We start from the raw sequence: 18,316 nt of genomic DNA, 5'->3' as shown, positions 1-18,316 counted from the left end.
CTATTCTTTAATCCTTTCTATTACTTACAAAGTAACAGAACGTATATTATAGAATAGATAAATTGGATGAGTAAATTAAAATTTCATAGTACGAATTTTAGAATTAGTGATATTATATTAAAGTCATTTTTGGTTTTATTGGTATCCCTTTCGTCATTGCGCCTTCATGCGCAGTACGTCGCACTGAAGTCCAATCTGGTCTATGATGCCATTGCCGTTCCTTCGCTTGGTTCCGAGGTCCGCCTCGACAGCACCCTTACCCTGAGTATCAGTTCCACCTACTGTCCCATCTCTTACGATGGCAACCGGAAGTGGAAGAACTGGTCCGTGCAGTATGAGCTGCGCCACTGGTTCCGCAAGGCCTTCAACGGTCCCTTTGTCGGCGTATGCGGTATCAACGGCGGCTTCAACCTGAGCCGCATTCCCTTCTTCAGTCTTTCGCGCCACCGCGCCGAGGGTAACTTCAACGGTGCCGGTCTGAGTATCGGCTGGCACAGGATACTTTCTCCCCACTGGGGAATCGAGACATCCGTCTCAGCTGGCTACCTGCATCTGCGCTATCGCCATTACCGTGACGGGCGCTACGGCTACCATGAATATACAAAGAGCAGCGACTACTTCGGTCCTGTGGGACTTTCGGTGTCACTGGTCTACATAATAAGATAATAACAATGAAAATAATATTTATAGAGAAATGAAACTATTACAATCTGCATTCTTTCTTCTTGCCTTCTGTGGAGTAGCATCCACAGCATCCGCCCAGACTGTCTACGGCGGACAGATCTACGTCAACTCCGAGAACTTCACCCGTCAGGGCGACCTTCTTCGTGTGCGCATGAAGGTAAGCTATGACAGCAGCGTGGTGGGTAGCTGTGAGTCGCTGACCTTTACTCCTGTGCTTAAGACGGACAGTGCGGTCTCAGTGCTTTCCTCAGTGGTCATCAACGGTCGTGACCGCGAGCGCGATGCTCACCGTACGGAGGTCCTTTCTGAGGTCCGCCGCAATATTCCGATCGTTGTCAAGGACAGCCGTGCTGCAAAGCGCTACTTCATCTACGACACCACCGTTCCTTATAAGGATTGGATGCAGGATTGCCGCATGTATGTAGAGAGTGAGGAACTTAACTGTCAGGGCAGGAAAGGTCATGTCTACGAGGACCTTGTTCTGAAGAACATCTACCTCCATGACATGAGCAACGACAATCCCGACCCGAATGTGCATTATTATAACCTGATGGACTACGTCCAGTTCCTTCAGCCTCAGGGTTCAGACATTGATAAGTTCCACCGCAGCGGTGAGATTCAGATATTCGGCAACAAGGCACTCGCTAAACTTAGTGGCAGCAGGTTCAACCGCACCGTGTTCAACACCATCGCCTCTGACGTTAAGAGCGAGCTTCAACGCTATGGCACTAGCCTTGTGGGACTTAATATTAACGGCTTCGGTGCTCCTATCGGCAATTACCGTCGCAATGAGAGTGAGGCAATGGAGCGTTCGCTTGATTTAAAGAAGTACCTGATGAAGCAGAAGCTCACCAACCGCAACGACCTCACCGTAGGCTGGCTTGCTGAAGACTGGGACAGCATCTCTTCGCTTGTAGCGGGTAGTGGCATGAATCTCCGTGACGCTGTTGTTGATATCATCAAAAATATAGATGTTGTCAACGGTCGTGAGCGTGAAATTGAGAATTTGGGACTGGGTATGCCGTATGCTTATATGAATCGTTTCATCTTTCCAAAAGTGTACCGTATAAAATATACGTTGACGTTCCGTCACGATGGATTTGACAGTAATTCCGCTATGCAGCATCTGGGCTCAAACCCTGCAACAATGACGCTGGGTGAACTCTATGCCACAGCTGGATACTATAAGAAGGGTTCACGCGAGTACAACGATATCGTGGACCTGACCGCCCGTCTCTTTCCTGATAATGCCGAGGCAAACATCAATGCAGCGGGCGTAGCTTTGACACGCAATGACGTAACCCTTGCTCATAAGTATCTCAAGCGTTGGGAGACCGATCCAAGAGCCTACTGCAACATGGGCCTCCTTTATCTTAGCGAGGGCAACCGTGATAAGGCTGAAGTTTACCTGAAGATGGCAAAGGCAGCAGGAGTGAAACAGGCAGACAACGCCCTGAACGAACTCATGAAGCTCAAATAACAAAGCAATTAAAGATTGATCATAAATATAGTAAATACAGCCTTATGAAACATACATTATACATATCATCAATGTTGGCGGCATGTATGCTTCTGTTCTCCTGTGCGGCGGATAATACCGTCATACCGGAGAATGGCTCCACGAAGTCTGCCGTTGTGAACCTCTCGCTTTCCACGGGTGCCGATACACGTGCCAACGGTGCGCTGCCGACGGACAAAGGTTCGGTCGTGGGGAGCAACGAGGGAAAGTTGAACCATATATGCGTGGGACTCTTTGATGCCAATGACAAGCTGGTTACCCTGTATGAATATGATTACAGCGGAGATAAAAGCATTCCGACCCGTACGGATGCAGTAAAAATGCTTGTCTTTGCCAATGTGCCTATGAGTGCATTTGCAGGGAAGTATGTGCTGAGTGACTTTTATACGGTGGCTCAGGACCTAGGCTATACCACATCAGCGGACGGTAAGACCAAGACTGCCGTTACCACGGCAAACTCACAGAGTATGACGTCGCTTCCGATGATGTCGGATGTGAAGGCATTAGACTGGGGATCAGGTACAACTCTGAGTCCGACAGTAACACTGAACCGTGTGGTAGCGCGTGTTGCACTGACTAATATAACTTATAGCTTCAGTGGTTCATATAGCGGCTGCACTTTCACTCCGACGGAAGTGTTTATGTATAATGCAAGCAATCAGCTTACTAACTGGAATACAAAGACAGTCAGCGGCAGTGTGAGTGGTGAGAATATCGCTGGCAATGCCAATACTGTATATCTGGGTAGCGGAACAATCAGCTCATTCAGTGGTCCTTATTATTTCTATGTATTCCCTAACAGCAATACAACGACACCGACCAAGTTGGTGATCAAGGGAACCTTCAAGACAAAGAGTGGCACTACATACACCACCTATTATCCGATAACGGTAAACAGCAGTTCGCCTACAGGTAATATCGTCTCAACGATAACAGGTGGAACAGGGGACTCAAAGATAAGTGCGAATACTACCTATGGTCTTTCTGTAACTCTTAATGGTACCGGTGTGACGAATGTAACCGATGAAATTACCACCACCAGCATTACCGTAACTACGAGTGTTGATAATATGACTAATGTGACCGTTCCTGAACATTTCGGTTCATAAATATAATAGGTGATTATTTTATCTATATGGTTCATATAGGATGCTTAGACTCGTTCCAGCATGTTGGCTCATGCCTCTATAATAATATATTGAAGATATTAAGAATAAGAATTAATAATAAAAACGTGAGATTATGAATAAGAATTATTTACTTATTGCAGTACTGATGTCAATCGGAATGATGACATCCTGCTCTTCTTCCGACACGGAAGAAAACACACCCGTCGGTAATCCAGCAGTTGTCAGCCTAGAACTTAACGGTAAGGCTATGACCCGTTCTGCGGCTTCTACTGACGAAGCTAATATCTCTGGTGGTCAGGCGGCAGCCTTTGATGCCTCGGGTGCAATAGTCGGAACTGTTCAGAGCTTCTTGACAAGCGAAGCTGCAACTCCGACTATCAATACCACAACCCAAGCCACTCAGGTCAGCGTAGTTGCCAATCCTGGTACTACTTCTACTTCTAAATTTACTGGCATTGTAAATAAGAAAAACCTTGAAGATGTAACAACGGACTTGGCCAGTACAACAACAGCTGCAACAACTCCAAACAGTCAGGACGCTAAATTGCTTCCTAAGTATGGTAATGCAACTCTTACTTTCGGCACCGATTCAAAAGCAAATCCTACTGTTGATATGTACAACCTTGTAGGGAAGATAAAGCTGAGTTCTATCAAGACAAACTTTCTCGGAACTGGTTATGCAGGAGCTACATTCGTGCCAAAGGAAGTCTTCCTGTATAACGCCAACACCACTTGTACATTCGGTGGAACAGGTTCTGCTCCACAGACTGGTGAGAATACATCCAAGGATGGTAATTATTCCATAAGTCCTAATGACTTCTGTTATCTGAGTTCCGGTGTAATTGCAAGCTATAATGAGGATTCTCCTACCGCCTATACATTCTATACGTTTCCTAATGATGCAACCACTCCAACAAAGATTGTTATAAAGGGTGCATTCACTCCGAAGGACGGATCACCAGTTGTTGTTTACTATCCAATTGTTGTAAATAGGTATCAGGGCGGAACAACTATCACAAAGGATGGGAAGCCAATAGACAAAGCTGATGTAAACGACTCAAAGATTGTGCAGAGTACAAGTTATGATGTAAGCATCATTATCAAGGGTAAGGGTATGGACAGTCCTGACAGCAATATTACTCCTGCTACGGCAACAATAACAATGAATGTCAAGAACTGGACAGATTATACCCAGGAGGTAACTGTCGAGTAAAAATATAGGATACAATAAAACGAAATCGTATTATGAAGTTAAGATATTACCATCATCTACTGTTGCTCCCGCTGTTGTCGCTGCTTGCCTCGTGCATCAACGATGACTATTCCGACTGCGTCCAATGCTCTGTGATTGTATCGCAGACGGACAGCATAGGTAATTCCTTGACAACAAAAGTGAAGGGTAATATGATGGCATATCTCTTCATAGACGGTAAGTTTGACCACATCGTTACGTCTGATCCTGACAGCAGTTATAAGATAAGCTATGACGGCAGAAACGGAAATGCTTCCTTAGTGGCTATAGGCAGTTCGGATAAAGACAGTGCTCAGATATTTACACCAGCAGTAGGATCAGACATGAATTCTATATCTGTAAGTGTAAAGCGCGACCCTCTCACGGGTGAATATATTCTCCCGTCTTCACTATATTATGGTACTTATGCCATCAGTTCTCAAGCAGCAGGTGTAAGTACTGTATACGGTAATATTGTTATGAAGAAGAAACCTGCAACGGTTCATGTTGTTATCAGACAGCTCAAGGAGTATTTCGGAGACAGGAATTATAAGGTTGTCCTGTCAGGATTCCGCAGTACCATGACCTTCGCAGGACAGATAACAGGAGATTCAATAGAATACTCCCCGTCAGCAGTTTTTGATACATCTAATCAACTGGTGACAAGCAGTATCAATACTTTTCCAACCATGCAGAAAGAATACGTGACAGTATCGGTGTTCAGTAATCCCGACGGATCTGCCAAGTCTCGTAGTTCGATGACGCAGCTTATCTGGAGTACCAACCGTGACAGTTATGGCAACAGGGTAACTCTTAATTCTGGTGATGACAAGGTTATCATCGTTGACTGCAGCAGCAAGCAGCTGATTTTAAAGGTCATGCCTTGGAGTGAATACTTACAGCATGTAGTAATACCGTAATTTATAGAATTAGGCATAAACAATTATGATGAGAAGAATATCATATCTACTATATATATTATTTACATTGGCATTCGTTTCTTCTTGTAACACGATGGACGATATGCTTGATGAAAACAAGGATGCTGCTACACTGACAGTAAAGATAGCACAGCAGGATCCTACTACAGTCACGCGTGCAATCAGTGATGCTATAGAGAATGTGAATGTACTTGTCTTTGATGCTCAGGGACATTTAATAGGTAGTACGTACGCCTCGAGCAGTCCAACATCAGTTTATGTTTCGGCGAGGGAAGGTAGTGGCTGTACTGTCTGTGCCATTGCCAACACTGGTAGCAGTTCCTATTTTGACGGTATAAGTACACTTACAGAACTTCAGGCAAAGGTAACTCCAGCACTGGGAACAGCGGATGCACTGGGAGCAAAGAGCAATGAAATATTATACGGTACGATTCCTGATGTAACGCTGAGTAGCGGAGCAAATACTCAGACCGTATCTTTAAGACGATTATATAGTAAGTACACATTTACAATAACCCCTTCCAGTGATATAGCAATAACTGGTTATCAGCTTTGCAATGTACCAAATGAATGCTATATAGCATCTGGTAATACATCAAATCCAACAACAGGTTTTTCTGGATTGAATTATGATGCCGTAGCAACTCCTGTTTATGCGGGTACTGTAGTCACAGCAGGACCATATTATATCTATGAGAACTTGGCTGGCACAGCTTCTGCTTCCAATACTGCAGAATTAAGAACAGCGGCTAATGCCCCGACTGGTTCTTCATATTTACTGATAACAGCAAGAGGAACAGGATATAATGCTGGCTGGACATCAACTTACAGAGTATATTTGGGAGGAGTTACGAATGCAACAAGTCCTGTTTTGGATTATACCAACTTCAATATAAATAGAGATTTTAATTATCAATGCAATATCGCAATTTCAGGCAGCGGTGCAAATGATGTGAGAGTGACATATACTCCGACAACAAGTACAAGGACAAATGTTTATTTTGGCGATGCGACTGTAGGTAATTATCTTTATGCTGATGGAACTAATGGACCTACGTTTAAGTCAGGTCAGACAGTTGGTATCATCTATTCGAGTGAACTTACTCAGAACCAATACAATGCAGGTTGCCGTCATGGTAGAGCACTCGCGTTGAAAGATGCATATAATGGAACTCTAAGCTGGACAAATAGTTCTTCTCAAGTTTCTCCTTATCCAGACCAGACAGTTTATCCTTACTGTCAGGATTTTAAAACAAGTTTTCAAGATGTAAGCAGCGGTTATGATGCCTTGAGTGCCAATAGCAGCTACGTGACTAACACTAATAATCCTGCATGGTATTATTGTACAACCTACAGCGATGGTACTACTCATACTGGTTTATTAGCAAATAGAAAATGGTATCTTCCCAGTGCTGGTGATTGGTGGGATATAATGGAGAACCTTTGTACATGGACAGCATCAGAAATGACTACAATAAAAAGCCAGCGTGCAAATTCTAGTGGTATGGGTACTATAATATCAAAAACAGGTTATTATTCAACTTTTGATACGAAATTGTCAGCAGGGGGAGCTGGCAGCCCTTTGAAACATAATAATTACTATTGGTCCGCGTCGGAGTACAATAGTGACAACGCCGTGATTGTGCTCTTCTACAGTAGCCGCGTCAACGTGGACGTCTACAGTAAGGCGTACAGTTTCAGCTTCTATGTTCGGGCTGTCCTCGCTTATTAATCACTTTATCTCTTTAAAACTTTATCTATTTAAAAATACCGCCTTTGGCGGTCGAAACATACTTATAATGTCGCAATCCGATCATCTTCCTATCTATAAGGATACTTTCACCATGCTAGGCATGGTAATAAACAGAGTAAAAGATTATCCACGTTTCTATCGCTACACAATAGGCGAAAAGATGGTGAATATTAATCTGTAACTATTGTCTCTGATCTATAGAGCAAACAGCTGTTACGAAAACAAGCATGATGATTGAACTTCTAATTAAATATAACAATAATGCGCAATAGCATTAGATAAAAAAGATATAACTCAATTCGGATGCCTGTCAATGATGCAGCAATCGCTGCATCATGAAGAAAAAAGATTCGTGAGAACCGATGGCGTCTAATAATTATCACTATAATTAGATAGAAACATTTATTCTATCTTCCCCTGATTAGATTAGTCATTGAAAGGGGGAATTCACACAAGCGTGTGTGTCTTTCGAAAGCCTTTCCCCGTGAGGGGAGAGGTCTTTTTAAATTTATATTCTTAGTGCATTTACTCCGTCTTAAAAGTGATACGTAAGTCCAAATCTTATTTCAAAAGTCTTTGCATATACGTTGTCGTGATACTTATAATAAGTATCGCGTACATAGTATGTGCCTGAAAGTACTGCGCTTAATGAACCCTTAAGATCAAGTTCCCATATAGGATTGAGGACAAGAAGAGACGCATTACCTTTGTCGCCTTGCGCATTAAGATATAATGGATCAACTTTTGTCAAGTCTTTGTTTTCATAGCCTTTCCATGTAAAAATGCGATAATAGTCGGTGTGGATGATGAAACGTCCAAAATTGTGAAACTCCATGTGAGTCTTTGTCTTGATTGAAAATCCACTTCCCATGTTGTAGTCTCTGTCAATGACATTATAATAATCGCTCTTTGTTCCTCCAAGTAGAATGGCTGAAAGAAATACTCGCTGTTCCAAACGCGTCAGTGCACCAACCTGTGGAAAAGAGAATATCACTCCCGGACCAAACGATGCTGCCTCTGATATACGATAAGGTGTAAGCGATGTGCCGTCTTTTACAGGTTTTGAATCATAATAGTTGAAATGCTGAAATATACCAAACTCAGCCTGAATATTGTTGTTCTCATAAACAGGGGCACCCCATATACGTCCCAATATATGAAGTCCGTTGATTAAAGGTTGGTTGGCACTGAATCCAAATGTTGCCTCAGCATAAAAGAAATCATAAGGCTTGTTTTCTGAATCATTGAAAGGATTGCCATATTCCATGAATAGGTTTACGTATGGGTTGTGCTCTCCTCTGAATAAAGCTCCGTTGTCAGCAAGATAACGATCACCGACCGATATAGATAAGTCTACTGGGAAACGGTTGTAATCATGATACTTATAATACTTATTTTTTACAGCCCATGTATCACCACTAATGATACGGTTGAAACCTTTCATTGGGCATACCACTGTTGCTGCAAACTCACGCAGAAAGCGGCGGAAGCCACGCTGACTGTCATTAAGAATGATGTCGCTGATGCGATGTGTCACCTCTCCAATACATATACCACCAAATGTTGTCGCCATGAGGTCGTTGATAGCAGGTGGTTCAATTTCACCACATGTCTCCCACATCAAACTTCCACCTAAAGCAAACGGTGCCGACTCCCAAAACGTCATTCCACTTGAACGGGCAGAATTAAAATAAAGACTGCCATGATAAGGGTGTGCAAATAGATTAGTAGAAAATTGGTCGTTGTCCCATACAAAGCCCGTTTTTATATTATGATGAATAGTGTGAAGGTTTACTTTCGCAAAATCTTCGTTCATCACAAACCTATCGAAACAATGCACAGCCACATTTATTCCAGTTGCCTCGGCAATGCCTTTCCATAAATATTTTCTATGCATGTAAGGAGCATTATATGCGTATGTGCTATCCGTGTCTGCATCTTCTTTATTAGTAGTCTTTGCATTTGGGGCCTCATAACCAGTCATGAGTGGATATTTCTTCTTATTGTATCTCACAGCTATACCAGCTTCCACGATAGCACCATTGCGATATTCTTTTAGATGATGGTAATAGCGAGTGTCTCCATATCCCACAGAAGCAAAAGCACTCATATAATTGTTTATCTGATAATCTGTGTTCACACGCAACTGCAATGAACATAGTCGTTTCGGCTTATCCTCATTATTTTGAAATGTCTCGATATGGAAAAATCCTATGTCTGAACTTACTGTCCATCGAGGTGCAATTTCAAAATATTGACCTAGACGATAGAACAAAGCTCCCGAAAAACGTTTGTCAAGTCCCATATAATGCGTTCCTACACCGACCATACTATATGTACTTCGGTTACGAAAGCGCATGGCGAAGTTCAGTTTGGTTGATGTGCCGGCATAGTACATCACGTCTATTTTGGTCTTGGGATTTACATTTACCAGTCCCACTTTGTGCGCAATCGTGTCGCGGCTATAGTTTATAAGTCCCACTTGCACACCTCTAGGATGCGAGCTGCACACATTGATCAGTCCAATCTGTGAACCATTGAGCGTATCTACATAATTATATGCGGCAACCTGAAGCCCACGCATGTAAGAAGAACAGATATTGGCAATGGTACTAATCTGCATACCCTCTTTCACCCCCATAGAAATGTTGGTGATTCCACTTAATTGCACACCTCGGAATGGACTTGTTGCTATGTTTGTAAATCCAGAAAGTTGTACACCGTTTAGCGAATGAGCCATGTTGTTGATAAAAGCAAATTGGAAACCAGATAAGTTACCGCTTACAGAATTTATCGCACCACATAATTGTGCTCCATTAACATCACCTGCCGTATATGAGAACAGCCCTCCAATGTTTAATCCGTTAGCCTCACGTCTTACAACGCTGGATAATCCACCAAACTGAAATCCGTGTAGAGAATCCACGTTGGAAACAAGTCCAATATTTAACTTACTAACAAGGGTACTGTCTTTTTCTCTTCTGTTTATTCCCAATGCAATATTTGTGTTTCGCTTCACAGGTGATAGCTGTGCCATTGAATATGCAATGTCAAGTAATAAGAATAAAGCCAATGTCAGGTGCCTTAATTTCATAACAAGTTAATTCTTAGTTTATGCAAATATAAATAAAATAGATGAAAAATGAAAACTATTCTTACAAAAATAGTATTGTTGTATGGAATTACAAAATAAAATGTGCAGACATAAAAATAACTATAAAGACTTGCTTTTTCAAAAAAGATTAGATAAATTTACTGCTTTGAAACCAATAACTGTGATATCATGATTTAATAGCAAACGATTTATGCACAAAAAAGACTATTTTGATATATAAATAGTATATATATACATGTAATGATGATATATATGCAAATATTCTTTCAAATATAGTATATTTATTAAAATTATTGTATCTTTGCACCAAGAAAAAACAAAAGATAAATGGCATATAGTAGAATTACTGCTGCAGAAGGTGCGGCAATGATAAATAATAATGATAATATAGGATTATCTGGGTTCACACCAAACGGCGTAGCAAAAGCTGTATTTCGTGAACTTTCAAAGCGTGCCGTTTCGGAACATGAAGCTGGCAGACCTTTTAAAGTTGGTATTCTTACTGGTGCATCAACCAGTCAGAGTATTGAGGGCGATATGGCAAGTGTCAATGCTATAAAGTTCAGGGCACCGTTTTCCACTAATAAAGATTTTAGAAACCATACTAATGCAGGTGAGATAGATTATGAAGATATGCACCTGGGACACATGGCAGAACGTCTGCGTCGTGGCTTTTACGGAGAAATAGACTGGGCAATAATTGAAGTCAGTGATATTGACGAGGGTGAAAGCATGTGTAAGGCTTTCCTAACCAGTGCTGGAGGAATAGTTCCGACTATTGCGCGTCTGGCAAAAAAGATTATAATTGAGAAGAACGCCTTTCATAGTAAGGCTTCACGCTATCTTCATGATGTATATGAAATAGGTGAGTGCCCTTTTCGTCAACCTATTCCAATTCTTGGGGTAAGTGATCGTATAGGAAAAGAGTATGTTGAGATAGATGCCAAGAAAATTGTGGGTGTTATTGAATGCAATATTCCTGAAGAGGCAAGAGCATTTAAACCACTTGACCAAATTACACAGCAGATGGGACACAATGTTGCTGATTTTCTTGTAGCTGACCTTAAACGTGGACTTATTCCTTCACAGTTCCTTCCGTTGCAAAGTGGAGTGGGCACAACAAGTAATGCTGTTCTTGAGGCATTAGGTCAAAACCCTTTGGTGCCTGTATTTTCAGTTTACACGGAGGTTGTTCAGGATTCCGTTGTGAAGTATATGAAGGAAGGACGAATAAAGGATGCAAGTTGTTCGTCGCTAACAGTGACTAATGATACTTTGCAAGAGATATATAGTGAAATTGACTATTTTAAAAAGCATATAACAATTCGCCCAAGTGAGATAAGTAACTCTCCAGAAGTGATACGTCGTCTTGGAGTTATTGCAATGAATACGGCAATAGAATGCGATATATATGGCAATGAGAATTCAAGTCATATATGTGGTAGCAGACTAATGAACGGTATCGGTGGTTCATGTGATTACGAACGTAATGGATATATCAGTATATTCACCACACAGAGTACAACTAAAAATGGTTGCATCAGTGCTATTGTTCCAATGTGTAGTCATGTAGATTCAACAGAACATGATGTTGACGTGATTGTGACAGAACAGGGAATCGCTGACCTTAGAGGAAAGGGACCTCTGCGTCGTGCAAAAGAAATAATAGAAAACTGTGCTCACCCTAGTTATCGCCCGTTGCTGAGAGATTATCTTAAAATAGCAGAACACGGACACGAACCTCAGAGTATGCGTGCTGCTCTTGCGTTTCACGATACATTCCTGAAGAAAGGGGATATGCGACTGACTGATTTCAGCGAGTATCTGTAAGAACATATACATTATGCAAAAGAAGAAAATAATCCTTTGGACATTACTGTCTGTTGTAATATTGTTTTGCATATATACAATAGGTGGTTCGTTTTATCTGATAAACTTTGCGTTGCTACCGTCAGAAAAAGATAATGTAGAAAAGGTTACTCATAAAAACGATTCAATATATTCGTTTATGAAACCCTGGACAGATAGTCTTAACAAGGTTAAAGCAATTCATGATACAACGATTATCAACAGTGAAGGTCTGAAACTGAATGGTTATTATATTAAGTCGACAAAACCGACGCGTAAGACAGCCATTCTTATTCATGGATATAAAGACTGTGCTTATACCATGATGCCTATTGCGTATATATACAGTCATGAACTGGGATACAACGTGTTGTTGCCAGATCTGCAATACCATGGTAAGAGTGATGGTAAGGCTGTTACCATGGGATGGAAAGACCGCAAGGATATATTGCTATGGGCAAAGCTTGCAAATACACTTTTTGGTAACAATACCGAAATTGTTGTGCATGGCATTTCAATGGGAGGTGCTACAACAATGATGGTGTCTGGTGAAAAACTTCCACCTTATATTAAATGCTTTGTTGACGACTGCGGATATACAAGTGTCTGGGATGAATTCAATTATGAGATAAAAGAGATGTTCGGACTTCCTGCATTTCCATTAATGTATTCGTCAAGTGCATTATGCAAACTATTGTATGGTTGGAGTTTCGGTGAGGCTTCGGCTTTGCATCAAGTAGCGAAATGCAAACTGCCAATGCTCTTTATTCACGGTTCGGCAGATGACTACGTGCCTACACGAATGGTTTATCCGCTTTATAAGGCAAAACCGCAACCTAAAGAAATATGGATTGTGCAGGGGGCGCCACATGCAAAGTCATTCCAGTTAAATCAAAAAGCATACATCAATAAGGTTGCGCAATTTACAGGCAAGTATATCAAATGATATATTTGCCTTGTTTATATTGTTCTCTGTTTAGATCTTAAAGTAATCCTTTGAATATTGTTTTCCGTTGGAAAATGTTAACGATGTTATATATTTGGTTAATGTCTGTTATAGCTTATAATGTTTGCCTTTGGAAATTTGTTTGAACAAATTAATTTTATACCTTTGTAAATGTTTTCCAGTAGAAACTATTAATTAAAAGAAAATAATTATGCATAACAAATTATTTATAATGATTATGATGATAGCTGCACTTTTTTCATCAAGTTGCACTAGCGCTAAACAGAAACAAAAAATAATAAACAAACAGGAGGCTAAGAAAATGAATACAACAGAATTGACACTATCAGAGTTCAAAAACAAAGTGATGGACTATGAGAAGAATCCTCAAAGTTGGGACTTTAAAGGTGATAAACCTGCAATAATAGATTTTTATGCTACATGGTGTGGACCTTGCAAAGCAACAGCTCCAATCCTTGACAGTTTGGCTGAAGAGTATCAGGGTAAAATCGATGTTTATAAAGTAGATGTTGACAAGGAACAGGAACTAGCATCAATATTTGGCATCCGCTCAATACCTTCATTGCTGTTCATTCCGATGAAAGGCGAGCCAAAGATGCAGGTTGGCGCAATGGGAAGAATAGATCTTGAAAAAGCAATAAAAAATACTTTATTGAAATAAGACAAGATATAATGAATAAAAATTGTATTTGCAGAATAAGAAATGTATATCGTGCCATAGCTGCTTTTGAAACCGAGTTCCAAAAGCAGCTTGGTCTTAATATAAATGAGGCAACGATGCTTTGCATTGTATCTGAAAAGGAAAACATATCTTCAGGAGAGATTGCCGAGGAAATGGAACTTTCAAATTCAAATGCTTCAAAGGTAATTGCTTCTTTGGAAAAGTCCGGGTATATTCATCGCAAACTTTGTAAAGAAGACAAGCGCTGCATGCGTTTTACAATTACAAAAGAAGGTGAGGAATTATTGGCCAAAGTTAATTGCGAAAGATTCCAGTTGCCAGAAAATCTTACTAATTTATCAGTAGATTGATTAGTATCTTGATCAATATAACAAGCTACAAAAAGCTGAAAGAAAAAATATATAGCTGAAAATGACCGTGGGCGATGCGTTGCCTGTGGTGTATGTACAAATACTTGTTTGAAAGGCTTTTCTTTGACGGCATACAACTCATTCTTAAGTTGAAGAATAACATGAAAGGATCTATTATGAAAGTCTCAGACAAGTTACTCTTAAAGGAAAAGGTTATCATTGAGACTATTAATGACGAACTTAAGAACATTGCACAAGTGGAATATTCAAGACATCGGTCTTGTCTGTACACTTGGAGCATTGGCTGCATATAGCCTTTCCCAAAGAAACCTACAATTAATGCTGAAAGAACTGTTGATAGACAATTAACCTTGTTCTAAATTCGTCGAACTCACGTTAATCTAGGAGATGGCCTAGTCAAACAACATTTTTTTTTCTGTTTAAACAATATTCAGTATATCTGTATCTTTTATATGAGGTTTCAATGTAAGATAATGCTGTATATCATCACTCTGGTCTTTCAGAGCTGTGCCGCTTTTCTTCATATTATATGCATTCTCTATAAGCCAAGCCAACTTAAATGCTGCCTTACCATAGCTCAATCCCTCAGGACGTATGTTTGATATACAGTTACGTTCGCTTTCCATCCTGCCACAATAGGGCTTGTATGTCATATACACTCCCAGACTATCGGGAGATGAAAGGCCAGGGCGTTCGCCTATCAGTGTAGCAACCAGTCCGCAATGCATCCTCTCCGCGATATCATCACCTAGTGCTACTCTGCTCTCCTTTGCGAGCACCACCGGTCCAACCGTCATGCCAAGTTCATCCATGTATGGTAAAAATTGCCGTATGAATGGAACGGCTTGTTTATGAACAGCTTTTGATGACAATCCGTCACCTATAACTAACAATACATCAGCTCCCTGATAATTCAGCTCATCTAGTAGAAGTTTACTTCTCTCACTTAGTCGTCTGCCAAAGTCAGGACGACACAAGTATATTTCCCTATTGGCAGCGCAACTTTCCACATTTATAGTTTCAAGTCCCATTGCATGTAATTCTTTTCCTATTCTATCTCTATCGAAAGGCATCTTTATAGAATCACGTGCCTTGGCATGCGCCAGACTGAATGCCAAATAGTCGTTTGTCAGTATGCTGCATCCAGTCCTACCTAGGGCAATTCTAGCATCGGTATAAGATTTTAGTTTTTCCCAACAGTCGTTCTCTCTTATATTTTCTGCCTTTACGGTTAAATAATGATTTTCATCCATTTACAGCCTCCATTTTCTCTATTTGCAATAATTTATTTGTTGGTTTGAATGGCAGAATATCTCCTTTTTCGTCTATTAGGTTTATTTTTTTCAACCAACTTTCAAACTCAGGTGCATGCCTTTTGTTCAGGAGTTTTCTCACATACAGGGCATCATGATAAGATGTACTCTGATAGTTAAGCATTATATCGTCTGCTCCGGGGACACCCATAATATAGTTAACCCCACCGGCTACGAGTAATGTGAGTAGATTGTCCATATCATCCTGATCAGCCTCGGCATGATTTGTATAACAGATGTCACAGCCTAGAGGCACTCCCATCAGCTTACCACAAAAGTGATCTTCAAGTCCTGCTCTTGTTATCTGTTTACCATCGTATAGGTATTCGGGACCTATAAAACCAACCACTGTATTTACAAGAAGAGGATGATACCTGCGGGCCACTGCATAACAGCGAGCTTCGCACGTCTGTTCGTCTACTCCGAAATTTGCATCTGATGATAAAGCAGAACCCTGTCCTGTTTCGAAATACATGCAGTTTTCTCCGATAGTTCCACGATGAAGACTCTTTACGGCTTCGTACCCCTCGTCTAGCATCTTAAGATTAACACCAAATCCGGCCATGGCTTTCTCTGTTCCTGCTATGCTCTGAAACAACAAGTCTACCGGTGCCCCTCTGTTTATCAATTCGGTGCAAGTTGTGACATGTGTGAGCACACACGACTGAGTAGGTATATCATAATTATGTATTATATCATCCAACATATAGTTCAGGTTCATCAACACCGGTATACTATCGCTGGCAGGATTAATACCGATAACAGCATCTCCGCAACCGTACATAAGTCCATCTATTATGCTTGCAGCAATACCCTTCAGGTCATCTACAGGATGATTAGGCTGTAATCTCACGCTCAATCTGCCTGGCAGACCGATTGTATCTCTGAACTTAGTTACGACACTACATTTCTGTGCCACTAATAATAAATCCTGATTACGCATTATTTTACTAACTGCTGCTGCAATCTCTGGCGTTATCCCTGGAGCTACATACGAAAGATCGTCGGTTGTGGTATGGTCGTTTAGCAACCAATTTCGAAAGTCACCCACCGTGAGACTGCTTATCGGAGCAAAAGCTTTCTGATCATGAGTATCAATAATTAATCTTGTAATCTCATCTTCTTCATAAGGAATAAGAGGCTCTTCAAGGAATCTTTGAAGTGGTATTTCAGCAAGGACCATTTTTGCAGCCACCCTCTCCTCCATGTTTGAAGCAGATATTCCGGCAAGGTCATCACCAGAACGAGCTGGTGTTGCCTTTGCCATGACATCTTTCAGATTATCAAATCTATATGTTATGTTTCCTATCGCTATCTTGTACATATACTGTCTCTCCTATTAGTTCACCTTCAGATTCTACATCTGACTCAATCTCGTCTTCTACCTCTGGCGCATTATCGTCTATTACAACAAAGTCTTCCTTTATAGCTTTACGGTTGTACACATAGTAACCATAGCATAATGCCATTATTATTATAAATGCAACAAATACATTGAAATTATAGTATATCATCAGTACAAAACATATCACAGCTCCTATCAATGCTATTATAGGGAAGGCAGGGTAACAGATTGCCTTGTAAGGACGTTCCAGATTGGGCTCTGTCTTACGGAGTCTGAATAGAGACATCATTGATATGATATACATTGTGATGGAACCAAAACATGCCAGTGTTATAATATTTGCAGTAAGCGACTGACCATTAAAGAATGGATCAAAACCATTGCATAGAACACAGATGATACCGAAAACGGCTGTACTTATGATTGCCCAATGTGGAACAGCGCGTATGTTAACCCAGCTTAATGACTTTGGTAGATAACCAGCACGTGACAGTGCAAATATCTGACGACCAGCCTCCATTATTATTCCATGGAATGAAGCCAAGAGTCCAAAGAGTCCAAGGAAGACTAACATATGTACCCAACTACTCTTTTGACCTACTACCATCATCATAGCTTTAGGCAGAGGGTCATTTAGGTTGGATAATTGTTTCCAATCACCTGATCCACCAGCAAACATCATTACGCCAGCAGCAAGAATTACTAGAGTTATAATACCCGTAATAAATCCTTTCTTAACTGTAACTTGTGGATTTTTTGCTTCTTCTGCACTCATAGAGGCTCCTTCTATTGCGAGGAAGAACCATATTGCGAACGGTATTGAAGCGCATATACCACCTATCGTCCCCATAGAGAATGTGTCTGAACCGGCCCAGCCGTGTGAAAGAAAGTTTGTTAATTCAAAACCAGGTGCCACTACGCCCATAAAGACGAGCAACTCGCATATAGCTATTATCGTAACAGCGAGTTCAAATGTAGCAGCCGCTGAAACTCCGCAAAGATTTAAGGCAACAAAAAGTCCGTAAGCTACAATTGCGATAGCAACAGGGCTTAATCCTGGTACTAGATCACTGAAATATGCTCCGATAGCTAATGCTATGGATGGAGGTGCGCAAACATATTCTATAAGTGTAAATGTACCCGCAAAGAATCCCCCAATGGGTCCAAACGCTCTGCGAGCATAGGCAAACGGACCTCCTGCTTGAGGAATAGCACATGACATCTCTGTAAAACTGAATATAAAAGTTACATACATCACCGCAACAAATAAAGTTGCTATTAAGAACCCAAGGGTTCCTCCTGATGCCCAACCGTAACTCCATCCGAAATAATCTCCTGAAATAACCAATCCTACAGCTATTCCCCACAAATGAAAAGCGTTCAACTTACGCTTCAATGTTGACTTTTGCTTACCCAT

The 18,316-nt window shown here is 40.9% G+C and carries 15 protein-coding genes and 1 pseudogene; 12 read left to right on the top strand and 4 right to left on the bottom strand.

Annotation, left to right across the window (positions count from 1 at the left end; translation table 11 throughout):
* Nucleotides 1–66 precede the first annotated feature (66 nt).
* The 7 genes from prwr041_RS03385 (at nt 67) to prwr041_RS13700 (ending at nt 7,439) form a co-directional block, all read left to right on the top strand.
* Entirely contained in the window at nt 67–666 is a 600-nt protein-coding gene (locus tag prwr041_RS03385) for a DUF3575 domain-containing protein (protein ID WP_207154957.1), read from the top strand.
* A gap of 28 nt (nt 667–694) precedes the next feature.
* The gene (locus prwr041_RS03380; RefSeq protein WP_207154955.1) at nt 695–2,164 is read left to right on the top strand and encodes a tetratricopeptide repeat protein; all 1,470 of its coding nucleotides are present in this window, start codon (nt 695–697) and stop codon (nt 2,162–2,164) included.
* A gap of 44 nt (nt 2,165–2,208) precedes the next feature.
* Nucleotides 2,209–3,312, top strand: coding sequence for a hypothetical protein (locus tag prwr041_RS03375; RefSeq protein ID WP_237072292.1), 1,104 nt, complete (start codon nt 2,209–2,211; stop codon nt 3,310–3,312).
* 133 nt (nt 3,313–3,445) lie between these two features.
* Nucleotides 3,446–4,546, top strand: a complete 1,101-nt coding sequence (locus prwr041_RS03370; RefSeq protein ID WP_207154954.1) for a hypothetical protein — start codon at nt 3,446–3,448, stop codon at nt 4,544–4,546.
* 32 nt (nt 4,547–4,578) lie between these two features.
* Nucleotides 4,579–5,484: a FimB/Mfa2 family fimbrial subunit gene (locus tag prwr041_RS03365; protein ID WP_237072291.1), complete on the top strand. Its 906-nt coding sequence runs from the start codon at nt 4,579–4,581 to the stop codon at nt 5,482–5,484.
* A gap of 25 nt (nt 5,485–5,509) precedes the next feature.
* Nucleotides 5,510–7,237 (top strand): DUF4906 domain-containing protein, encoded by a 1,728-nt coding sequence (locus prwr041_RS03360; RefSeq protein WP_207154952.1) that lies wholly within the window; start codon nt 5,510–5,512, stop codon nt 7,235–7,237.
* Between the two features lie 67 nt (nt 7,238–7,304).
* Nucleotides 7,305–7,439, top strand: a complete 135-nt coding sequence (locus prwr041_RS13700) for a four helix bundle protein (protein ID WP_262897003.1) — start codon at nt 7,305–7,307, stop codon at nt 7,437–7,439.
* 354 nt (nt 7,440–7,793) lie between these two features.
* Here prwr041_RS13700 and prwr041_RS03355 read toward each other — a convergent pair whose 3' ends face one another.
* On the bottom strand, nt 7,794–10,352 hold the full coding sequence (locus tag prwr041_RS03355) for a DUF3943 domain-containing protein (RefSeq protein WP_207154950.1): 2,559 nt from the start codon (nt 10,350–10,352) through the stop codon (nt 7,794–7,796).
* 348 nt (nt 10,353–10,700) lie between these two features.
* Here prwr041_RS03355 and prwr041_RS03350 point away from each other — a divergent pair, with 348 nt between their 5' ends.
* From prwr041_RS03350 to prwr041_RS03330, 5 genes and pseudogenes are all read left to right on the top strand, one after another.
* Nucleotides 10,701–12,203, top strand: a complete 1,503-nt coding sequence (locus prwr041_RS03350) for an acetyl-CoA hydrolase/transferase C-terminal domain-containing protein (RefSeq protein WP_018464439.1) — start codon at nt 10,701–10,703, stop codon at nt 12,201–12,203.
* 13 nt (nt 12,204–12,216) lie between these two features.
* The gene (locus tag prwr041_RS03345) at nt 12,217–13,167 is read left to right on the top strand and encodes an alpha/beta hydrolase (protein WP_207154949.1); all 951 of its coding nucleotides are present in this window, start codon (nt 12,217–12,219) and stop codon (nt 13,165–13,167) included.
* Nucleotides 13,168–13,378: 211 nt separating this feature from the next.
* Nucleotides 13,379–13,849, top strand: coding sequence for a thioredoxin (trxA, locus tag prwr041_RS03340; RefSeq protein WP_025883595.1), 471 nt, complete (start codon nt 13,379–13,381; stop codon nt 13,847–13,849).
* A gap of 11 nt (nt 13,850–13,860) precedes the next feature.
* Complete coding sequence (locus prwr041_RS03335; RefSeq protein WP_207154947.1) at nt 13,861–14,220, top strand: MarR family winged helix-turn-helix transcriptional regulator; 360 nt, start codon at nt 13,861–13,863, stop codon at nt 14,218–14,220.
* A gap of 98 nt (nt 14,221–14,318) precedes the next feature.
* A pseudogene (locus tag prwr041_RS03330) lies at nt 14,319–14,600 on the top strand (transposase); the annotation flags it as partial.
* Between the two features lie 60 nt (nt 14,601–14,660).
* On the opposite strand, the gene eutC reads toward prwr041_RS03330, so the two are convergent.
* From eutC to eat, 3 genes are read right to left on the bottom strand one after another with little or no spacing between them, the layout of a single operon-like run.
* The gene (eutC, locus tag prwr041_RS03325; RefSeq protein WP_207154944.1) at nt 14,661–15,494 is read right to left on the bottom strand and encodes an ethanolamine ammonia-lyase subunit EutC; all 834 of its coding nucleotides are present in this window, start codon (nt 15,492–15,494) and stop codon (nt 14,661–14,663) included.
* Nucleotides 15,487–16,878, bottom strand: coding sequence for an ethanolamine ammonia-lyase subunit EutB (locus prwr041_RS03320; RefSeq protein WP_018464444.1), 1,392 nt, complete (start codon nt 16,876–16,878; stop codon nt 15,487–15,489). The genes eutC and prwr041_RS03320 overlap by 8 nt, the downstream gene beginning before the upstream one ends.
* Entirely contained in the window at nt 16,844–18,316 is a 1,473-nt protein-coding gene (gene eat / locus prwr041_RS03315) for an ethanolamine permease (RefSeq protein WP_018464445.1), read from the bottom strand. The genes prwr041_RS03320 and eat overlap by 35 nt, the downstream gene beginning before the upstream one ends.

It is taken from the genome of Prevotella herbatica (genome assembly GCF_017347605.1).
Classification (GTDB): Bacteria; Bacteroidota; Bacteroidia; order Bacteroidales; family Bacteroidaceae; genus Prevotella; species Prevotella herbatica.
The sequence above is the reverse complement of the archived record's forward strand: the minus strand, read 5'-3'. Positions and strand labels throughout refer to the sequence as shown.